We start from the raw sequence: 17201 nt of genomic DNA on the forward strand, positions 1-17201 counted from the left end.
TAAGTAGATATTTCATATGTCTACTTAAATAGGAGTTTTTACTTTTTATTAAGTCATTAGGAATAAGCATTATAATAACCTCTAAATAAATTATAGCTAAGGATATATTGAAGATTATATCTTTTTATAGTTAAAAAACTTAAACTTATTACCATTTTCTTCATGAATAGAACTTTCATAAGTTTTTATCCATTTATAATAATCTACTTTAGGGAAATAAGTATCTCCTTTATATTCCTTTAAAACTTCAGTTATATATAATTTTGAAGTATATTTTAAAAGCTCAGAATATATTTTTCCACCACCTATTACAAATATTTCTTCCATGCTATCTTTATACTCAGAAATAAGCTTATTTAAATCATTATAAATAATTACGTCCTTATGATTATAAGAAAAATCTTTCTTTGTAGTTAAAACTAAATGAGTTCTTCCAGGTAAAACAAAAGGAAGAGATTCAAAGGTTTTTCTTCCCATTAATATTTTTTTACCCATAGTAAGTTCTTTAAATCTTTTTAAATCAGATGGAATATTCCAAGGCATTTTATTATTAACTCCAATGATATTATTAATACTTTTGGCAACAATTATAGAAAACATATAAAAATTCCTTTCAAGGTTAACATAAAAATATTATTAAGATAATTATATATTTATTTTTAAAAAAGAAAATATTAATCATGATATAATGGTTTAACTAAGAAAAATATAAAATAAGTGTGATAGGTATTATGGCTTGTTTTGATGTATAATAATTATATGTTAATACAGGCTTAGAGAGGTGAATAATTTGGCATATAAAGCTTTGTATAGAGAGTGGAGACCACAAACCTTTAATGATGTTGTAGGTCAAGAGCATATAACCACTACATTAAAAAATCAGATAATAAATGAAAGAACAGCTCATGCATATTTATTTTGTGGTACTAGAGGAACTGGTAAAACCTCTACAGCTAAGGTAATGGCTAAGGCTTTAAACTGTCTAGATTTAAAAGACGGAGAGCCTTGTAATCAGTGTGAGATGTGTAAAAAAATAAATGAAGGATTAGCAATAGATATAACTGAACTTGATGCAGCTTCAAACAATGGTGTAGATAACATAAGGGATATAATTGATGATGTTCAATATCCACCCCAAGAAGCTAGGTTTAAAGTTTACATAATGGATGAGGTTCACATGCTTTCTATTGGGGCAGTTAATGCTTTTTTAAAGACTTTAGAAGAGCCACCAAAGAATGTGGTCTTTATTTTGGCTACAACAGATCCTCAAAAATTACCTATAACTATATTATCAAGATGTCAAAGGTTTGACTTCAAAAGGATTAGTAGAAAAGATATAACAGGAAGACTAAGAAAAATAGTTACTGAGCAAGGTATATTCTGTGATGATAAAAGCTTAGATCTTGTTGCAAGAGTATCTGATGGAGCTATGAGAGACTCTTTAAGTATATTAGATCAAGCTATTTCTATAGGGGATGGTAAGGTAGATTATGATGAATTAGTTTCTATGTTAGGTCTTGTAACTAATGATAATTTATTTAAAATAGTAGATTCTATAATAAAAAGAGATATAGAAAGTGCTATGGAAATAATAGAAGAATTAGTTCTTACAGGAAAGGATATGACTCTTTTCATAAAGGACTTAATAGTTCATTATAGAAACTTGCTTATGATAAAGGTAACTTCAAATCCAGAGGAAGTTTTAGATACTGCTGAGGAAAATATAGAAAAACTTAAAGTGCAAGGTGCTAAGTTAAAGGTTGAAGAAATCATGAGATGCATAAGAATTGTGCAAGAATGTGATGAAGAGGCTAAACTTAGTAAACAGGCTAGAGTTTATTTAGAGCTTGCAGTAATAAAAATGTGCAAAATAGAGTATGATACATCTAAGGAAGTTATGCTAGCAAGAATAAATAAGTTAGAACAAGCAATAAGAAGTGGAAATATACAGGTTAATACTAATTTAGAAGAGGTTAAATCACAAGTTTCAAATGAAGCTTCAAATAATAAAACTTTAAATAATAAACAACAGAATGTTACTCAAAGTTCAAATAATTATGAGGTAGTAAATGAAAATTCAACCCTAACACCAGAGTATTTAAGAAAGGTTTGGAAAGATATACTTGAAACCTTTAAGAGTAGAGGAAAGTATATGGTTTATATAGCCTTAGCAAAGGGTATAAGCAAAGTTTCTTGTAATAAAGGTGTTGTTGAATTTAGATATACTTATGAATATAGACATAATAAAGAAAGACTTGAAAAACATGATTTCTCTAAAATAGTAAATGATATATTTTCAGAAGTTTTAAAGGAACCTGTAAGAGTTGTATATAGTGTAGAACAAGGAACAGAAGAGGAAAAAGCTGAGGAAGCTGATTTAGAAGCTAGACTTTCAGGCATTATGGGTGATGGTCTAGAAATAGTTGAAGAATAGAATAAAATTGTAACCAAATAATAATGGTTAAGCATATAATCTAATATTATAGTAAATTTTTCAAAAATACTATATAATATTAAGGAGTTAATTTTTAAGGAGGATGTAAGTATGGCAAGAGGTGGATTTCCAGGCGGAATGGGAAACATGAATAATTTAATGAAGCAAGCACAAATGCTTCAAAAACAAATGCAATCAATGCAAGAGGAAATCGAAGCATCAGAATTCGAAGGCTCAGCTGGCGGCGGTGCAGTTGTTGCAAAAGTTAACGGAAAGAAAGAATTAATCGCACTTAATATAAAGCCAGAAGTTGTAGATCCAGATGATGTTGAAATGTTAGAAGATCTAGTTTTCTCAGCTGTTAAGCAAGCTTTAGAAAAAGCTTCTGAAGAAACTTCAGAAAAGATGGGTAAATTAACTGGTGGAATGGGAATGCCAGGATTATTCTAATAGAAATACTTATTAAATTTGAAAACTCTGCTGAAACTTCTCAGCGGAGTTTTTTATAAATAGAGAGAATTTAGTTTAAATAATAGGAGGAAAAAGGATGGAATTTTATCCAGTAGCTATAGAAAAGTTAATTGAAGAGTTTGCTAAATTACCTAGTATAGGAAAAAAATCAGCTCAAAGATTAACTTTACATATTTTAAATTTGCCAAAGGATGAGGTAGAGGAATTTGCAAATGCCTTAGTAAAAGCAAGAGGAACTATTAAATATTGTTCTGTATGTGGTAATTTTACAGATACAGATCCATGTGCAATATGTTCAAATCCTAATAGAGAAAAAGATATAATATGTGTGGTTGAACAACCTAAGGATATTATGACAATGGAAAAAGTTAAAGAATTTAATGGTTTATATCATGTTTTACATGGAACTATTTCTCCAATGCAAGGAAGAGGACCACAGGATATAAGAATAAGAGAATTAGTAGCAAGAATGAGCGGAGATGTAAAAGAGGTTATTGTAGCTACAAACCCTACTATTGAAGGGGAAGCTACAGCTATGTATATTTCAAAGATATTAAAGCCATTAGATGTTAAGGTTACTAGAATTGCAGCAGGAATCCCAGTTGGGGGAGATTTAGAGTATGCAGATGAAGTAACTTTATCTAAAGCCTTAGAAGGTAGAACTGTTATATAAAGATTATTTAGGCCTTGTAATTATAAATAAGAGCTAAATTATTTTATAATACAAATTGAGCTTAAAATACAGTATTAAATCTTTATAATGGTAATTAAACAATATAAACACAAGGGAATTAACTAATTAAAAAAGTTAAAATACAAAGTTAAATCTTTATAACACCTGAATATAACTTGGACATTTTGGAAATAATTCCAAAGGAATAAGTTGGAGGTGTTAGTTATGGATAAAAAGAAAATTTCTGATTACTTAATAAAAAAGATAGATTATTCAAATCAAGATGAGGAAATATTAAAAGCTATTGAGCAAACCATACTAGAAATGGAGGTTGCAAGATCAGCTTTTCAAAATGCTTGTGATGATAAACTTATAGAATCTTTAATATATAAAGAGCAAGATATTAACGCTAGATATGAATACCTAATAAGAGAAGCTAAAAAAAGAGGTATAAAAGTTAGTATGGAACATATATTTAAGAATGCTAGGATAAGTATAATTTAAAAAGGTGGTAGATTTATGGATATAGGAGCGTTATCCTTAGATGATATAATTCTTCTAATTGTAGGAGTGCTTGTTGCAATATTAATTTTAAGATTAATATTTGGATCAATAGGGAAAATAATAGGCTTGGTTATTAATAGTGTCTTTGGGGCTATACTACTTATGATTGTTAATTACTTTGGAGCTTATTTTGGCATAACTATAGGAATAAACTTATTAACTGCTTTAATAGCAGGTATTTTAGGGATACCTGGAGTAGTTTTAATGATATTATTCCAAGTTTTTGTTAGATAAATATAAGAATTTATATAAATAAAAAAACAGGTGAAATCACCTGTTTTTTTATTTTTAGATGGGAGGAAACTTGCAAAGTAAGCAAGGAATGTATTAAGCACTTCTTCCTTTTCTAAGGAGAGGAGTAGTCAAAAAATGAAGAAGCAATTAATCACTCTTTATATTAATATATGTTTTTAAATAAAATTTGCTACTTAAAGAAATAAAAATCATAAAAATATATTTATAAAAGTATATTTATAGAGAATTTATACTTTAGTGAATGGAGAATTTTATGAAGAGTAATAACTTAATTCTAGACAAATACAAGTCTAGAGGGATTAGAGGATTAATAGTCTTAGGAATAACCTATTTCTTTTTAATGGGAAATTACAGTATGATAAGATACTTTTTTCAGGCAAGGCAAGGGAATTTAGATATTTCCATAATAAATAAATGTTTTTCAATTGGGAGTGTAGATAAATTTTTATTATTTTTATTTTTAGTTTGGAGTGTTGGATTTTTATTTCAGGATAAGGAAAAGGAGCTAAAGGAAAATTTAGCTGTGGGAGAGGAGAATACAAAGAAATATTTCTTTTCTAAAGTTATTTTAATTTATGGAGTTTCTCTAATGCCTATGCTAATTAACATATTTATAAAATTAATTTTTTATATACCATATAGAAATTTTTTTAGTTTAGATAAGCTTAGTATAAGTTTTCTTTATTTCATAGCATTAGGATTATTATTTACTTCAATAATTTTTACTATGAATTTAATTGTTAAGGATAGAATGTTTGCAGGAATCTTTCCAATATTTTTTATGGAGGGTTTAATTTTAATCTTTTCAGTAAGTGAGCTTTTAATTAGTGATAAACTTATTTGGGTAAGAAACTTCCTAAATTTTATTGGTGAGAAAGTCTTATTAATTTTTAATTTATTAAATTTAGATTTTCAGATAAATTCTTTTTCTTTAGGGAAACAGCTTACATTTATAATAATTTTATCATCAATTTCAGTACTGCTTATTTATATTTCAAGCTTAATTTTAAAAATAATGAATTTAAAATATTTAGATAGACCATATTTCTTTGAAATACCTAGATATTTTATTTATATTTCTATGAGTATATTAATTGGATTTGTATTTGTAAATGCCATAGGATATTTAATTATAATGTTTATTCCAAGTGTAAGTTATGTTAAGGGAACCTTTATGGTTAACATTGCATCTTTAATTTCTATGGTTTTATTATTTGTTTTTTTAGAGATTTTATATAGAAGAAAGATATTAAATAAGGATTTAGTAGAAGATAATATTGAAGTATGCAATGAGATTCAACCTTGTATAGGTGATTATATTGAATTTGATGAAACTACAGGGTTTTTAGATAATAATAAGACAATTGATAAGGAAGAAAATTTTAATAATAGTTTATAAGATAAATGAGAATTAAACAAATAGAGTAGTCTTCCTTTTAAACTTACAATTTAAATAAATATAATATTTATAAGAATCTTTTTGTTTTAAAGAAAAGATTAAAAGTGATATACTTTTAACTGTATGTAAGAGAGGAACAGGAGGTTTGTTATGGCTGTTGGAACAAGTATAAATTGTAAGTATTGTATAGATTTTAAGAATGATAGATGTGATGGAACAGAAAAAAATTGTCTCTGTAGACTTTGCCCTAGAAATTTAGGACAATGTATATGTGTAAAATACTGTAGAGAAACAGAGTCAGTTTTATTTTGGAATGATGAAGAGGAATAAATTAGTATAAAAAAACTTTCTTAGAAAATACTAAGCATATAGTATTGTTCTGAGAAAGGAGAATTTGTATGGCTATTAGTGAAGAATTTATAGATATAGCAGAAAATTGTGTTGATTATTCAGCTAGACATAGAGAAGCAGTATCTTCAATGAATTCTTGTAAAAGCTGTTTAAATTGCAATGAGTTTCATAGTGGAACTTGTGAAAAGGAAATGGAGAATAAATTCAACATTTTACAGGATATGATTTAATTTATATTTGAAAGACCTTAATCAATATTTTTTTGATATAGGTCTTTTTTTATTTCTAAAAAGGCAATTTATAATTATTTTTATTTATTTTTGTATCACCAATGAAGAAAATTTATTATATACTAATAAATAAAATAATTGTTCAAGTAAAGGAGGGGATTACATGCATAAAAAGCTATTTATACCAGGACCTGTGGAGGTGAGAGAGGAAGTATTAGAAAAAATGGCTACTCCTATGATTGGGCATAGAAGTAAAGAGGCATCTCAATTACAAAGAAGAATAAGCGATAATTTAAGGAAATTATTTTTTACTAATAATGAAATACTTTTATCAACAACTTCAGGAAGTGGATTAATGGAGGGAGCTATAAGAAGTTGTACTTTAAAGAAGGCTGCTGTATTTTCTGTGGGGGCTTTTGGGGATAGATGGTATGAAATGGGGATAAGTAATAATGTTCCTGTGGATAAATTTGAAGTTCCTTGGGGAAAAAGTATTAATGTAGATTTAATTGATTCAGTTCTTAAAACTGGACAGTATGATTTAATAACAGTAACTCATAATGAAACATCTACAGGGGTTATGAATGATTTAGAAGCAATAAGCAAAGTTATAAGGAAATATCCAGAGGTTATATTCTGTGTTGATGCAGTTAGTTCTGCAGGTGGAAGTAAAATAGAGGTGGATAAACTTAATATAGATATATGTATTACTTCTTCACAAAAAGCTTTAGGGCTTCCTCCAGGAATAGCAATATGTACATTTTCAGAAAGAGCTAGGGAAAGAGCAGAAAAAGTTAAGTTTAGAGGAACGTATTTAGATTTATTAGCTTTATATAAATATATTAAAAAGAAGGATTATCAATATCCATCAACTCCTTCTATTTCACATATGTATGCTTTAGATTACCAATTAGATTATATATTAAATGTAGAAGGGCTAGAAAATAGATTCAATAGACATATTGAAATGGCTAAAATAGTTAGAGAATGGGCAGAAAAATATTTTGAAATTTATCCTGAAAAGGAGTACTATTCAAATACTCTTACAACTATAAAAAATAATAAAAATATAGATATTGGGGCTTTAAATAAGGAACTTGGGAAAAGAGGATTTCAAATATCTAATGGGTATGGAAAGCTAAAGGATAAGACATTTAGAATAGCACACATGGCTGACTGCCAAGTTAAAGATATAAAAGAATTATTAAGCAATATAAATGAAATTTTAGAATTGGAATAAATTTAAGCCCACACTGATCAGTGTGGGTTTCTTTTATACTAAATAATTTATAAGGGGGCTATTTTGATATGTTAAGAATACTTTTAAATGATGGATTAGATAAAAAAGCTATTAGCAATTTGGAATTGCTAGGTTTTGATGTTGATACTAATCATTATGATATAGAGGATTTAAAAGAAAAAATAAAAGAAGTAGACTGTATAGTTATAAGGTCTGCCACAAAAATTACAAGAGAATTAATAGATGAAGCGATTAAAGGTGGAAAGTTAAAATTAATTATAAGAGGTGGAGTAGGACTTGATAATATAGATGTTCAATATGCTGAACAAAATGGAATTAAAGTAAGAAATACTCCTAATGCAAGTTCTTCATCAGTTGCAGAGATTATATTAGCCCATATGTTCTCTTTAGCAAGATTTTTAAATCAATCTAATATAACTATGAAAGATGGTCTTTGGAAAAAGAAAGATTATGTTGGTGTTGAGCTTGAAGGAAAAACTCTTGGAATTATAGGTATGGGAAGAATAGGATCTGAATTAGCTAAGAAATGTACAGCTTTAGGTATGAAAATAATATACTTTGATCTAATTGATATTAAGAATATAGACAATAATTATAGAAAAGTAGAATTTGATGAGTTATTAAGAAAATCAGATTTTATTTCTATAAATATTTCTGGAACTAAGAGTATAATTGGAAGTGAAGAATTAAAGAAGGTTAAAAAGGGAGTATTTATAATAAATACTTCTAGGGGAAAAGCACTAGATGAAGACGCAATAATAACTAGTTTAAATGATGGAACTTTAGGTGGCGTTGGACTAGATGTATTCTTAGAAGAGCCAAGTAAAAATTTAGAATTAATAAATCATCCTAAAGTAAGTTTAACACCTCATATTGGAGCTTCAACAAAAGAGGCTCAGATGAAAATAGGTGAGGAAGTTATAAATATAATAAAAGAAGAGATTTATAAGTAAAATTTAAAATGTATAACTCTGTAGATTTAAAGATTAAACTTTAGATAAAAAAGAAAAAAGCCTTATTTTAAATATTACTGATTTTATATATGAATGTAATCTAATAATAATTAAAATAGGGGTTAATTTTTAGAGGGAGAGTGAGGAATATGGTTAATATAAAAGCTTTTAAAGCTTTAAGACCAAGAAAGGACTTAGTAGAAAAAGTTGCTGCATTACCATATGATGTTTTGAGTAGGGATGAAGCAAAAGAGGAAGTAAAAAACAATGAGTTTTCCTTTTTAAATATTGATAAAGCTGAAACTTATTTTCCAGAAAATATTAGTGAGTATTCTGAAGAGGTTTATAAAAAAGCGGGAGAGAATTTGGAAAGATTTATTCAAAATAATATTTTTATAAAAGAAGAAAAAGATTGTTTATATATTTATGAGCTAGATTTAGATGGAAAATCACAAAGAGGAATTGTTTCATGCTTATCTGTTGATGATTATTTAAATAACACAATAAAAAAACATGAATTTACTAGAGCTAAAAAAGAAGAAGATAGAGTAAAACATATAAAAGCTTGTAATGCTCAAACAGGACCAATATTTTTAACCTATAGAGATTCAGAAAAAATAAGTAATATAGTTTCAAAAATAGTTTTAGAAAAGCCTTTATATGATTTTATTTCTGATGATGGAGTTTTGCACAGAGTTTGGAAGATAGATGATAAATCTATTATAGATGAAATAATAAAAGAGTTTAAAGAAATTAATTCAATATATATAGCAGATGGACATCATAGGTCAGAAGCAGCTGTAAAAGTATGTTTAGAAAGAAGAGAAAAGGGAGAATGTTTACCTGAGGATGAATGTAATTATTTCTTAGGAGTTTTATTTCCCAAAACAGAACTTACAGTTATAGATTATAACAGAGTAGTTAAAGATTTAAATGGATTAAGTGAAGAGGAATTTTTATTGAAATTAGAAGAAAAATTTCAAATAACTAAATTAAATAAGGAAGATAATCCAAAACCTAAACATAAAGGTGAGTTTGGAATGTATATTAATGGAGATTGGTTCAAATTAGAGTATAAAGAGAAAAATGAAAGTTCACTAATAGAAAAAACAAAAATTGATTTAGTGAAAAATTTAGATGTTTCTATACTTCAAGATAATATTTTAGAGCCTATATTAGGAATAAAAGATGTAAGAAATGATGAGAGAATAGATTTTGTTGGAGGTATAAGAGGGCTTAAAGAATTAGAAAGAAGAGTATCAGAGGATATGAAAGTTGCTTTTGCTCTTTATCCAACAAGTATAGAAGAGGTAATGAAAATTTCTGATAAGGGGTTAATAATGCCACCAAAATCAACATGGTTTGAGCCTAAGCTTAGAAGTGGAATATTCATTCATAAAATATAAAAAGGGATATTATCCGAAATATAATAAAACTTATTTTGGATAATATCCTTTTATATTAAGCCATTTTTAAAATCATTGATTTTAATATTGAAGTAGAGTTTTTAACTCCTATAGCTGTAAACTCAGCGAAGTCCATATGTGCTCCATTATTTGCATTATCAGATATTGATCTTATAACAAGGAATGGAATATTGTTTAAGTAACAAACGTGAGCTATACTTCCACCTTCCATTTCACAAGCAGAAGCTCCAAATTCCTCTTCTAACCATTTAACCTTTTCTACACTAGCAACAAATTGGTCACCAGTAACTATTCTTCCAGTGAAGCTCTTTATTTCTTCATTTTCTTTACAAGCTTCTTCGCAAAGGTCAACTAATTCTTGTGAACATTTAAAATCAAAGGTATCTAATCTTGGTATTTGTCCTATAGGATCTCCAAAGGCAGATGTGTCCATATCATATTGAACTAATGAGTTACCTATAACAACATCACCAGGATATATTTCCATGCCTATACCACCAGCAACACCAACGTTTATAACCTTATTAACTTTGTATTCACTTATTAATATTTGAGTACAAACGGCAGCATTAACCTTACCTATACCACATACAACGGCTACAACCTCTTGACCCCAAAGCGTACCTTGGTGGAAAGTCATATTAGCCTTAGTTTCTTTAGATTTTACTTCCATGTCTTTTAAAAGAATTTCTAATTCTTCGCTCATAGCGGCGATTATTCCTAAAGTCATTTTAAATTCCTCCTCAAATTAAATTCATAAAGTTATTATATATTAAAAAAAGATCATATCATAGAAATTTAGAAAGTAAATCAATAATAAAAGCACACTTTAGCCTTTTATTATTGATTAGAATTTACTTAAATTAGGGCTTAATCCAAGAAATTTTATATGAATTTTCTAGAGGGAAGTAAGTTTTTAAAAGAATTATATGTTAATATAAATGAAAAACTTTATTTATATTAAGTAGAATGTATATAATATTAATGAATTTGTGTGTTTATTAAGTATAAGAATAAACATTATAAGTTTGAGATATTTATTTTAGAACATATTATAGAGGATTAACATAGGGGAAATTTTATTAACTTAAGAAGGAGAGAAAGTTTATGTTACAACATTCATTGTCAAGAACAGAATTACTAATAGGTAAAGATGCTTTAGATAAATTAGCAAAGAGCAAAGTTATGGTATTTGGAGTTGGTGGAGTAGGAAGCTTTACTGTAGAAGCTTTAGCTAGAGCAGGAGTAGGAAACTTAATTTTAGTTGATGATGATACTGTTTGTTTAACAAATTTAAACAGACAAATACATGCTACATATAAAACTATAAGTAAAAACAAAGTAGAGGTTATGAAGGAAAGAGTTCTTTCAGTAAATAGAAATTGTAATGTGGAGACTATACAAGTTTTTGTTACTCCAGATAACTTAGAAGAAATAATACCAGATGATGTAGATTATGTGGTAGATGCCATTGATACTGTTTCAGCTAAGATAGCTCTTGCTGTTTATTGTGAACAAAAAGGAATAAAACTTATGAGTTCAATGGGAACTGGAAACAAATTAAATCCAGCAGAGTTTAAAGTAGCTGATATATATAATACAAAGGTATGTCCGCTAGCTAAGGTTATGAGATATGAACTAAGAAAAAGAGGGGTTAAGAAATTAAAGGTTGTTTATTCAGAAGAAATGCCTAGAAAACCAAAGGTTGAAGATGTAGTTACTTGCAAAACAGGATGTGTTTGTACTGGTGGAACTAAAAAATGTTCAGCTAAAAGACAAATACCAGGAAGTGTATCTTTCGTACCTCCAGTAGCTGGTATGATAATAGCATCAGAAGTGGTTAAAGATTTAATAAAAGAATATATTTAATATAGAGAAATTTGGGCTTTATCAAAATATGATAATAAAAATTATTTTGATATAAGCTCTTTTTCTATTTATAAAGCTTTTAATTTTAAAATATAAAGAAGTTTTTAATTATGTAGAGTAAGTATACATAATTAAGCACTATTCAATGTTTTTATGGTATAATTTTTATGTTTTTGTTTTTTATAAATAACTACTCTAAATTTTATGTTTTTTATGGTTTAAAGTAGTATATTTTAATAATATAGATCTAATAAAGTTTTATTTATTTTAAATAATAAGGAGAAGTAATAATGAACAGTAAAAAGCAAAATTATGTTGCATTAGCTTTTCTATTTATAATGATGATTTTAGCAGCTATAGTTGAAAATACTAAGGGTATATTCATACCAGTATTTAAACAGGAATTTGGAGTTAACGATAATACTATAAGTAACTTACTTATTTCTACTTCAGCTGCTTATATGGTATTAACATTTATAGGTGGAATGCTTTGCGAAAAGTTTGGACAGAAAAAGGTATTTTTAGCTGGATTGATGGTGATATTTTTATCACTTATATTTTTATCTTTTACAAAAAACTATTTAATGTTATATACAGGAATGGTAATAAGTAGTGCTGGTATAGCAATGGTTGCAATATCATGTAATACAGTTCTTCCTATATTAGCATTAACGGCACAAAACGTAATAATGAATGTTATGCATGCTTGCTACGGGTTAGGCTCTTCAGTTGGACAAGGATTGTTTGGTTCATTAACTGCAAGAGGAGTTAACTGGAGAACTATGTATTTCTTTGTAGGTTTAGTTTACTTAGCAGTATTCATATGCTTTATATTCGTTAAAATACCTAGAACAGAAATAGTTAAAGAAAAAGATAAGATGACTATAATAGAAGCTTTATCAAATAAGGTAATAGTTGCCTATATGCTTGCCTTAGGATTATATGTATTTACAGAGCAGGGTATATCAAATTGGTTCGTAAATTACATGAAGTACGGTTATAATATAAATGAGCAAAAGGCAGGAATGTATTTATCACTATTTTTTGCTATATTCACCATAGGAAGATTATTTGGTGGATTTGTAGTAGAAAAAAGAGGATATTTCAATATATTATATAAAACATTAATAATAGGAGCTGCACTTTGTATCTTAGGTTTACTTTTAGGTAGAAACGGTATGGTGATAATATCTGTATCAGGATTATTCTTCTCAATAACATTCCCAACTACAGTTTTAACTATTAGTAAGGTTTTTGATAAGAATGTTGCATATATTACAGGTATTGTAATAACATCAGCTAGTTTAGTTGGTATGATTCTTAACAAGGCTATTGGATTGTTAAATGAAAGTGTTGGACCAGATAAGGCATTTTATATTATACCTGCAAGTGCAATTTTATCTGCCATTTTAATGTTCTACTTATACTTAAATACTAAGAAGAGGCTAGTAAAGTAAAAAATGTAAATTGGAGAGTAGAGTATGTCTTTTGATAAGAATGTATTTATAGAAGCAATAAGAGGAAATGATAGGGAATACGTTGTAAAAGATAAAGTTGGCATAATACTAGGTAGATTTTTCTTGAAGGATTTAGATAGTAAAAATAAAAAAGTTGATGTTAAATTTAAATTTTACAAAGAAGATAACTATAAACTTATGAAAGAGACTTTAAGAAAGATTTTAAAGGTTTTATTTGCTGAAAAAGACATATATAAAATTAATCTTTTTGTTTCGGATATAAAAAACTTTAATGCTTATTTAGATTTAGGTTTTATGCTTGAGGGTATATTATCAGATAATGTATGTAATAATGGTATTCAGAAAGATGAATATATTATGGGGATAAATATAAATGACTTTAATGATAAGGTTAAATTAGTTCAGTTTCAATTAAATACTGAAAGATTAGCCTTTAGAAATTTAACTCCAGAGAATACAGAAGAAATGCTTGATTATTATATAAGAAATGAAGAGCATTTAAGACAGTATGAACCTACTAGAGATAGCGGTTTTTATACTTATGAAGGACAAAAAGAAATTTTAACAGAAAGTTTTAGACAGTTTATAGATGGAACTTCAATTGATTTAGGTATATTTAAAGATGAAAAACTAATAGGAAAAATAAAATTATCTAATATAGTCTATGGAATATTAAGAAATGCCTTTGTTGGATACTCCATAGATAAGGAGCATCAAGGAAAGGGCTATATGAAAGAAGCACTTAATACAGTATGTAGTTACGCTTTTGAAGAAATGGGTTTACATAGACTAGAGGCTTCAACCTTAATTGAGAATTCTAGATCTCAAGGAGTATTAAAGGCTTGTGGATTTAATGAATTAGGTATTAGTGAAAAATATTTATACATTAATGGTGAATGGAGAGATCATAAAATATTTTATAAGGTGAACGATGACTTATAAGGTTTAAGGAGGAACAATATTGTCTCTAAATACGAAAAATAATCTTTACAGAGAGATACTAGATAGGATAGATAGAGGAGGAAATTGGGAAATGATAGTTGTAGATGGAGTTGTTGGAGTAGGTAAGAGTACTTTAATGAACATCTTAGCAGAGAGAGGGTTAATAGCTTATGAGGAACCTGTGGTGGACAATCCTATATTAGAAAAATTCTATTATGATAGGAATAGATATTCTTTTCCACTTCAAGTATTCTTTTTAAATAAAAGATTCAAGCATATAAAAGAAGCTGGACTTGTAGAGAATTCAGTTATGGATAGAAGTATATATGGAGATGTTATATTTGCTAAGATGCTATGTGAAAAGGGCGAAATGACAGTTGAAGAGTTTGAATTATATAAGGAGCTTTTAGAAAATATGCTAGAGCATGTTAAAGCACCAAAGTTAATGGTATATCTAGAAATATCAGTAGATGAAGCTATGAAGAGAATTCAAAAAAGAGGTAGAGATTACGAGCAAGTAGTTGAAAGAGAATATTGGGAAAAGCTTAATAATGAGTATAGAGAGTATTTTGAAAACTATAATGTCTCTCCTATATTAAGAATAAATGTTGATGAGTTAGATTTTGAAAATGTACCAGAAGATAGAGAATATGTTTTAAATCTTATAGATGAGAAACTAAGCGAATTAGAAAATAATAAATAAGTTTATTTAAAAGAAGAGGATATTTAGTTATTCTCTTCTTTTGTATATTATTAAAGTATTTTTTTATTTAAGTTGAGTAATTATATGAATATTTTAAAGAAAAAAGGGTGATTATGATAAATGATTTATTATTAATTTAGGTTTTTACAAGGGTTAAACATACAAAACTATCCATAAATGAATAGTAATTGAATATAATATCTATAAACTTTTCCTAGTGTGTCAATATATGATATACAGAGAAAATGAAAGGATTTAAAAGATTAGTTTGGATGTTTTTCAAAAACTAAAGCAAAATTTAAATTAAATTAAAGAAATGGTGTTAAGATAATACCTGTCACTAAGGACGGGCAACAAAAAAAGACAATAAGTTGAAAGAAAACAACTTAAAAAGTTTTTTAAAAAAAGTGTTGACAAAGTTCGAAGGTGATGATAAAATAAAGAAGTCGCTTGAGGGCGACAAAGAAATGGTCTTTGAAAATTAAACAGAAGATATTAACATAAACCAGCAATTCTTTTATAAGTAATATGAGTATAGATTAAACTTTTAAATTGAGAGTTTGATCCTGGCTCAGGATGAACGCTGGCGGCGTGCTTAACACATGCAAGTCGAGCGATGAAGTTTCCTTCGGGAAACGGATTAGCGGCGGACGGGTGAGTAACACGTGGGTAACCTGCCTCATAGAGTGGAATAGCCTTCCGAAAGGAAGATTAATACCGCATAATGTTGAAAGATGGCATCATCATTCAACCAAAGGAGCAATCTGCTATGAGATGGACCCGCGGCGCATTAGCTAGTTGGTGGGGTAACGGCCTACCAAGGCGACGATGCGTAGCCGACCTGAGAGGGTGATCGGCCACATTGGGACTGAGACACGGCCCAGACTCCTACGGGAGGCAGCAGTGGGGAATATTGCACAATGGGGGAAACCCTGATGCAGCAACGCCGCGTGAGTGATGAAGGTTTTCGGATCGTAAAGCTCTGTCTTTGGGGAAGATAATGACGGTACCCAAGGAGGAAGCCACGGCTAACTACGTGCCAGCAGCCGCGGTAATACGTAGGTGGCGAGCGTTATCCGGATTTACTGGGCGTAAAGGGAGCGTAGGCGGATGATTAAGTGGGATGTGAAATACCCGGGCTCAACTTGGGTGCTGCATTCCAAACTGGTTATCTAGAGTGCAGGAGAGGAGAGTGGAATTCCTAGTGTAGCGGTGAAATGCGTAGAGATTAGGAAGAACACCAGTGGCGAAGGCGACTCTCTGGACTGTAACTGACGCTGAGGCTCGAAAGCGTGGGGAGCAAACAGGATTAGATACCCTGGTAGTCCACGCCGTAAACGATGAATACTAGGTGTGGGGGTTTCAACACCTCCGTGCCGCCGCTAACGCATTAAGTATTCCGCCTGGGGAGTACGGTCGCAAGATTAAAACTCAAAGGAATTGACGGGGACCCGCACAAGTAGCGGAGCATGTGGTTTAATTCGAAGCAACGCGAAGAACCTTACCTACACTTGACATCCCTTGCATTACTCTTAATCGAGGAAATCCCTTCGGGGACAAGGTGACAGGTGGTGCATGGTTGTCGTCAGCTCGTGTCGTGAGATGTTGGGTTAAGTCCCGCAACGAGCGCAACCCTTGTCGTTAGTTACTACCATTAAGTTGAGGACTCTAGCGAGACTGCCTGGGTTAACCAGGAGGAAGGTGGGGATGACGTCAAATCATCATGCCCCTTATGTGTAGGGCTACACACGTGCTACAATGGCTGGTACAGAGAGATGCAATACCGCGAGGTGGAGCCAAACTTAAAAACCAGTCTCAGTTCGGATTGTAGGCTGAAACTCGCCTACATGAAGCTGGAGTTACTAGTAATCGCGAATCAGAATGTCGCGGTGAATACGTTCCCGGGTCTTGTACACACCGCCCGTCACACCATGAGAGTTGGCAATACCCGAAGTCCGTGAGCTAACCGCAAGGAGGCAGCGGCCGAAGGTAGGGTCAGCGATTGGGGTGAAGTCGTAACAAGGTAGCCGTAGGAGAACCTGCGGCTGGATCACCTCCTTTCTAAGGAATACATCTTAGGATAACTAAGATGATAATGAATTCTGGATAATATCTCTGTTTAATTTTGAGAGACTATCTCTCAAAATTGTTCTTTGAAAATTGCACATAATTTAATTTATAGAAACAACAA

At 29.6% G+C, this 17201-nt stretch carries 17 protein-coding genes and 1 rRNA gene; 16 read left to right on the forward strand and 2 right to left on the reverse strand.

The window, feature by feature from the left end:
- Positions 1-114: 114 nt before the first annotated feature.
- Positions 115-600, reverse strand: a complete 486-nt coding sequence (locus CPF_RS00270; RefSeq protein ID WP_011590043.1) for a dihydrofolate reductase — start codon at positions 598-600, stop codon at positions 115-117.
- Between the two features lie 190 nt (positions 601-790).
- On the opposite strand from CPF_RS00270, the gene dnaX reads away from it, so the two are divergent.
- The 11 genes from dnaX (at position 791) to CPF_RS00325 (ending at position 9997) form a co-directional block, all read left to right on the forward strand.
- Entirely contained in the window at positions 791-2434 is a 1644-nt protein-coding gene (dnaX, locus tag CPF_RS00275; RefSeq protein WP_003479629.1) for a DNA polymerase III subunit gamma/tau, read from the forward strand.
- A 111-nt stretch (positions 2435-2545) separates the two neighbouring features.
- Positions 2546-2884, forward strand: a complete 339-nt coding sequence (locus CPF_RS00280) for a YbaB/EbfC family nucleoid-associated protein (protein ID WP_003458189.1) — start codon at positions 2546-2548, stop codon at positions 2882-2884.
- Positions 2885-2981: 97 nt separating this feature from the next.
- A complete protein-coding gene (gene recR / locus CPF_RS00285) occupies positions 2982-3578 on the forward strand; it encodes a recombination mediator RecR (protein WP_003450875.1) in 597 nt (198 codons plus the stop codon).
- A 225-nt stretch (positions 3579-3803) separates the two neighbouring features.
- Positions 3804-4082, forward strand: a complete 279-nt coding sequence (locus CPF_RS00290) for a YaaL family protein (protein WP_003450842.1) — start codon at positions 3804-3806, stop codon at positions 4080-4082.
- Positions 4083-4097: 15 nt separating this feature from the next.
- A complete protein-coding gene (locus tag CPF_RS00295) occupies positions 4098-4376 on the forward strand; it encodes a pro-sigmaK processing inhibitor BofA family protein (protein WP_003450885.1) in 279 nt (92 codons plus the stop codon).
- A gap of 274 nt (positions 4377-4650) precedes the next feature.
- On the forward strand, positions 4651-5796 hold the full coding sequence (locus tag CPF_RS00300) for a hypothetical protein (protein WP_011590044.1): 1146 nt from the start codon (positions 4651-4653) through the stop codon (positions 5794-5796).
- A gap of 150 nt (positions 5797-5946) precedes the next feature.
- A complete protein-coding gene (locus CPF_RS00305) occupies positions 5947-6126 on the forward strand; it encodes a hypothetical protein (protein WP_003450880.1) in 180 nt (59 codons plus the stop codon).
- Between the two features lie 68 nt (positions 6127-6194).
- On the forward strand, positions 6195-6377 hold the full coding sequence (locus CPF_RS00310) for a hypothetical protein (protein ID WP_003450908.1): 183 nt from the start codon (positions 6195-6197) through the stop codon (positions 6375-6377).
- A gap of 163 nt (positions 6378-6540) precedes the next feature.
- Positions 6541-7617 (forward strand): pyridoxal-phosphate-dependent aminotransferase family protein, encoded by a 1077-nt coding sequence (locus CPF_RS00315; RefSeq protein WP_011590045.1) that lies wholly within the window; start codon positions 6541-6543, stop codon positions 7615-7617.
- A 68-nt stretch (positions 7618-7685) separates the two neighbouring features.
- On the forward strand, positions 7686-8591 hold the full coding sequence (locus CPF_RS00320) for a D-2-hydroxyacid dehydrogenase (protein WP_011590046.1): 906 nt from the start codon (positions 7686-7688) through the stop codon (positions 8589-8591).
- 149 nt (positions 8592-8740) lie between these two features.
- Complete coding sequence (locus CPF_RS00325; protein WP_011590047.1) at positions 8741-9997, forward strand: DUF1015 domain-containing protein; 1257 nt, start codon at positions 8741-8743, stop codon at positions 9995-9997.
- Between the two features lie 55 nt (positions 9998-10052).
- On the opposite strand, the gene CPF_RS00330 is transcribed toward CPF_RS00325, so the two are convergent.
- Complete coding sequence (locus CPF_RS00330) at positions 10053-10748, reverse strand: 5'-methylthioadenosine/adenosylhomocysteine nucleosidase (protein ID WP_003458181.1); 696 nt, start codon at positions 10746-10748, stop codon at positions 10053-10055.
- 377 nt (positions 10749-11125) lie between these two features.
- On the opposite strand from CPF_RS00330, the gene CPF_RS00335 reads away from it, so the two are divergent.
- The 5 genes from CPF_RS00335 to CPF_RS00355 all read left to right on the forward strand — a co-directional run bounded on the left by CPF_RS00335 (position 11126) and on the right by CPF_RS00355 (position 17071).
- Positions 11126-11887: a tRNA threonylcarbamoyladenosine dehydratase gene (locus tag CPF_RS00335; RefSeq protein ID WP_003450981.1), complete on the forward strand. Its 762-nt coding sequence runs from the start codon at positions 11126-11128 to the stop codon at positions 11885-11887.
- A 290-nt stretch (positions 11888-12177) separates the two neighbouring features.
- Positions 12178-13344, forward strand: coding sequence for an MFS transporter (locus CPF_RS00340; protein WP_003472591.1), 1167 nt, complete (start codon positions 12178-12180; stop codon positions 13342-13344).
- A 24-nt stretch (positions 13345-13368) separates the two neighbouring features.
- Positions 13369-14307: a GNAT family N-acetyltransferase gene (locus CPF_RS00345; RefSeq protein WP_041702482.1), complete on the forward strand. Its 939-nt coding sequence runs from the start codon at positions 13369-13371 to the stop codon at positions 14305-14307.
- A 19-nt stretch (positions 14308-14326) separates the two neighbouring features.
- The gene (locus tag CPF_RS00350; protein ID WP_003458147.1) at positions 14327-15010 is read left to right on the forward strand and encodes a deoxynucleoside kinase; all 684 of its coding nucleotides are present in this window, start codon (positions 14327-14329) and stop codon (positions 15008-15010) included.
- Positions 15011-15558: 548 nt separating this feature from the next.
- Positions 15559-17071, forward strand: a 16S ribosomal RNA gene (locus CPF_RS00355).
- The last annotated feature ends 130 nt before the right edge of the window (positions 17072-17201 follow it).

Source organism: Clostridium perfringens ATCC 13124 (genome assembly GCF_000013285.1).
GTDB lineage: Bacteria > Bacillota > Clostridia > Clostridiales > Clostridiaceae > Sarcina > Sarcina perfringens.

Excerpts from the sequence above, each read along its gene's own strand:
- CPF_RS00330 (WP_003458181.1), bottom strand. The coding sequence starts at position 10,748 with ATGACTTTAGGAATAATCGCCGCTATGAGCGAAGAATTAGAAATTCTT.
- CPF_RS00325 (WP_011590047.1), top strand. The coding sequence starts at position 8,741 with ATGGTTAATATAAAAGCTTTTAAAGCTTTAAGACCAAGAAAGGACTTA.
- CPF_RS00300 (WP_011590044.1), top strand. The coding sequence starts at position 4,651 with ATGAAGAGTAATAACTTAATTCTAGACAAATACAAGTCTAGAGGGATT.
- recR (WP_003450875.1), top strand. The coding sequence starts at position 2,982 with ATGGAATTTTATCCAGTAGCTATAGAAAAGTTAATTGAAGAGTTTGCT.
- CPF_RS00340 (WP_003472591.1), top strand. The coding sequence starts at position 12,178 with ATGAACAGTAAAAAGCAAAATTATGTTGCATTAGCTTTTCTATTTATA.
- CPF_RS00345 (WP_041702482.1), top strand. The coding sequence starts at position 13,369 with ATGTCTTTTGATAAGAATGTATTTATAGAAGCAATAAGAGGAAATGAT.
- CPF_RS00320 (WP_011590046.1), top strand. The coding sequence starts at position 7,686 with ATGTTAAGAATACTTTTAAATGATGGATTAGATAAAAAAGCTATTAGC.
- CPF_RS00305 (WP_003450880.1), top strand. The coding sequence starts at position 5,947 with ATGGCTGTTGGAACAAGTATAAATTGTAAGTATTGTATAGATTTTAAG.
- CPF_RS00290 (WP_003450842.1), top strand. The coding sequence starts at position 3,804 with ATGGATAAAAAGAAAATTTCTGATTACTTAATAAAAAAGATAGATTAT.
- CPF_RS00295 (WP_003450885.1), top strand. The coding sequence starts at position 4,098 with ATGGATATAGGAGCGTTATCCTTAGATGATATAATTCTTCTAATTGTA.
- CPF_RS00315 (WP_011590045.1), top strand. The coding sequence starts at position 6,541 with ATGCATAAAAAGCTATTTATACCAGGACCTGTGGAGGTGAGAGAGGAA.
- CPF_RS00270 (WP_011590043.1), bottom strand. The coding sequence starts at position 600 with ATGTTTTCTATAATTGTTGCCAAAAGTATTAATAATATCATTGGAGTT.
- CPF_RS00335 (WP_003450981.1), top strand. The coding sequence starts at position 11,126 with ATGTTACAACATTCATTGTCAAGAACAGAATTACTAATAGGTAAAGAT.
- CPF_RS00280 (WP_003458189.1), top strand. The coding sequence starts at position 2,546 with ATGGCAAGAGGTGGATTTCCAGGCGGAATGGGAAACATGAATAATTTA.
- CPF_RS00310 (WP_003450908.1), top strand. The coding sequence starts at position 6,195 with ATGGCTATTAGTGAAGAATTTATAGATATAGCAGAAAATTGTGTTGAT.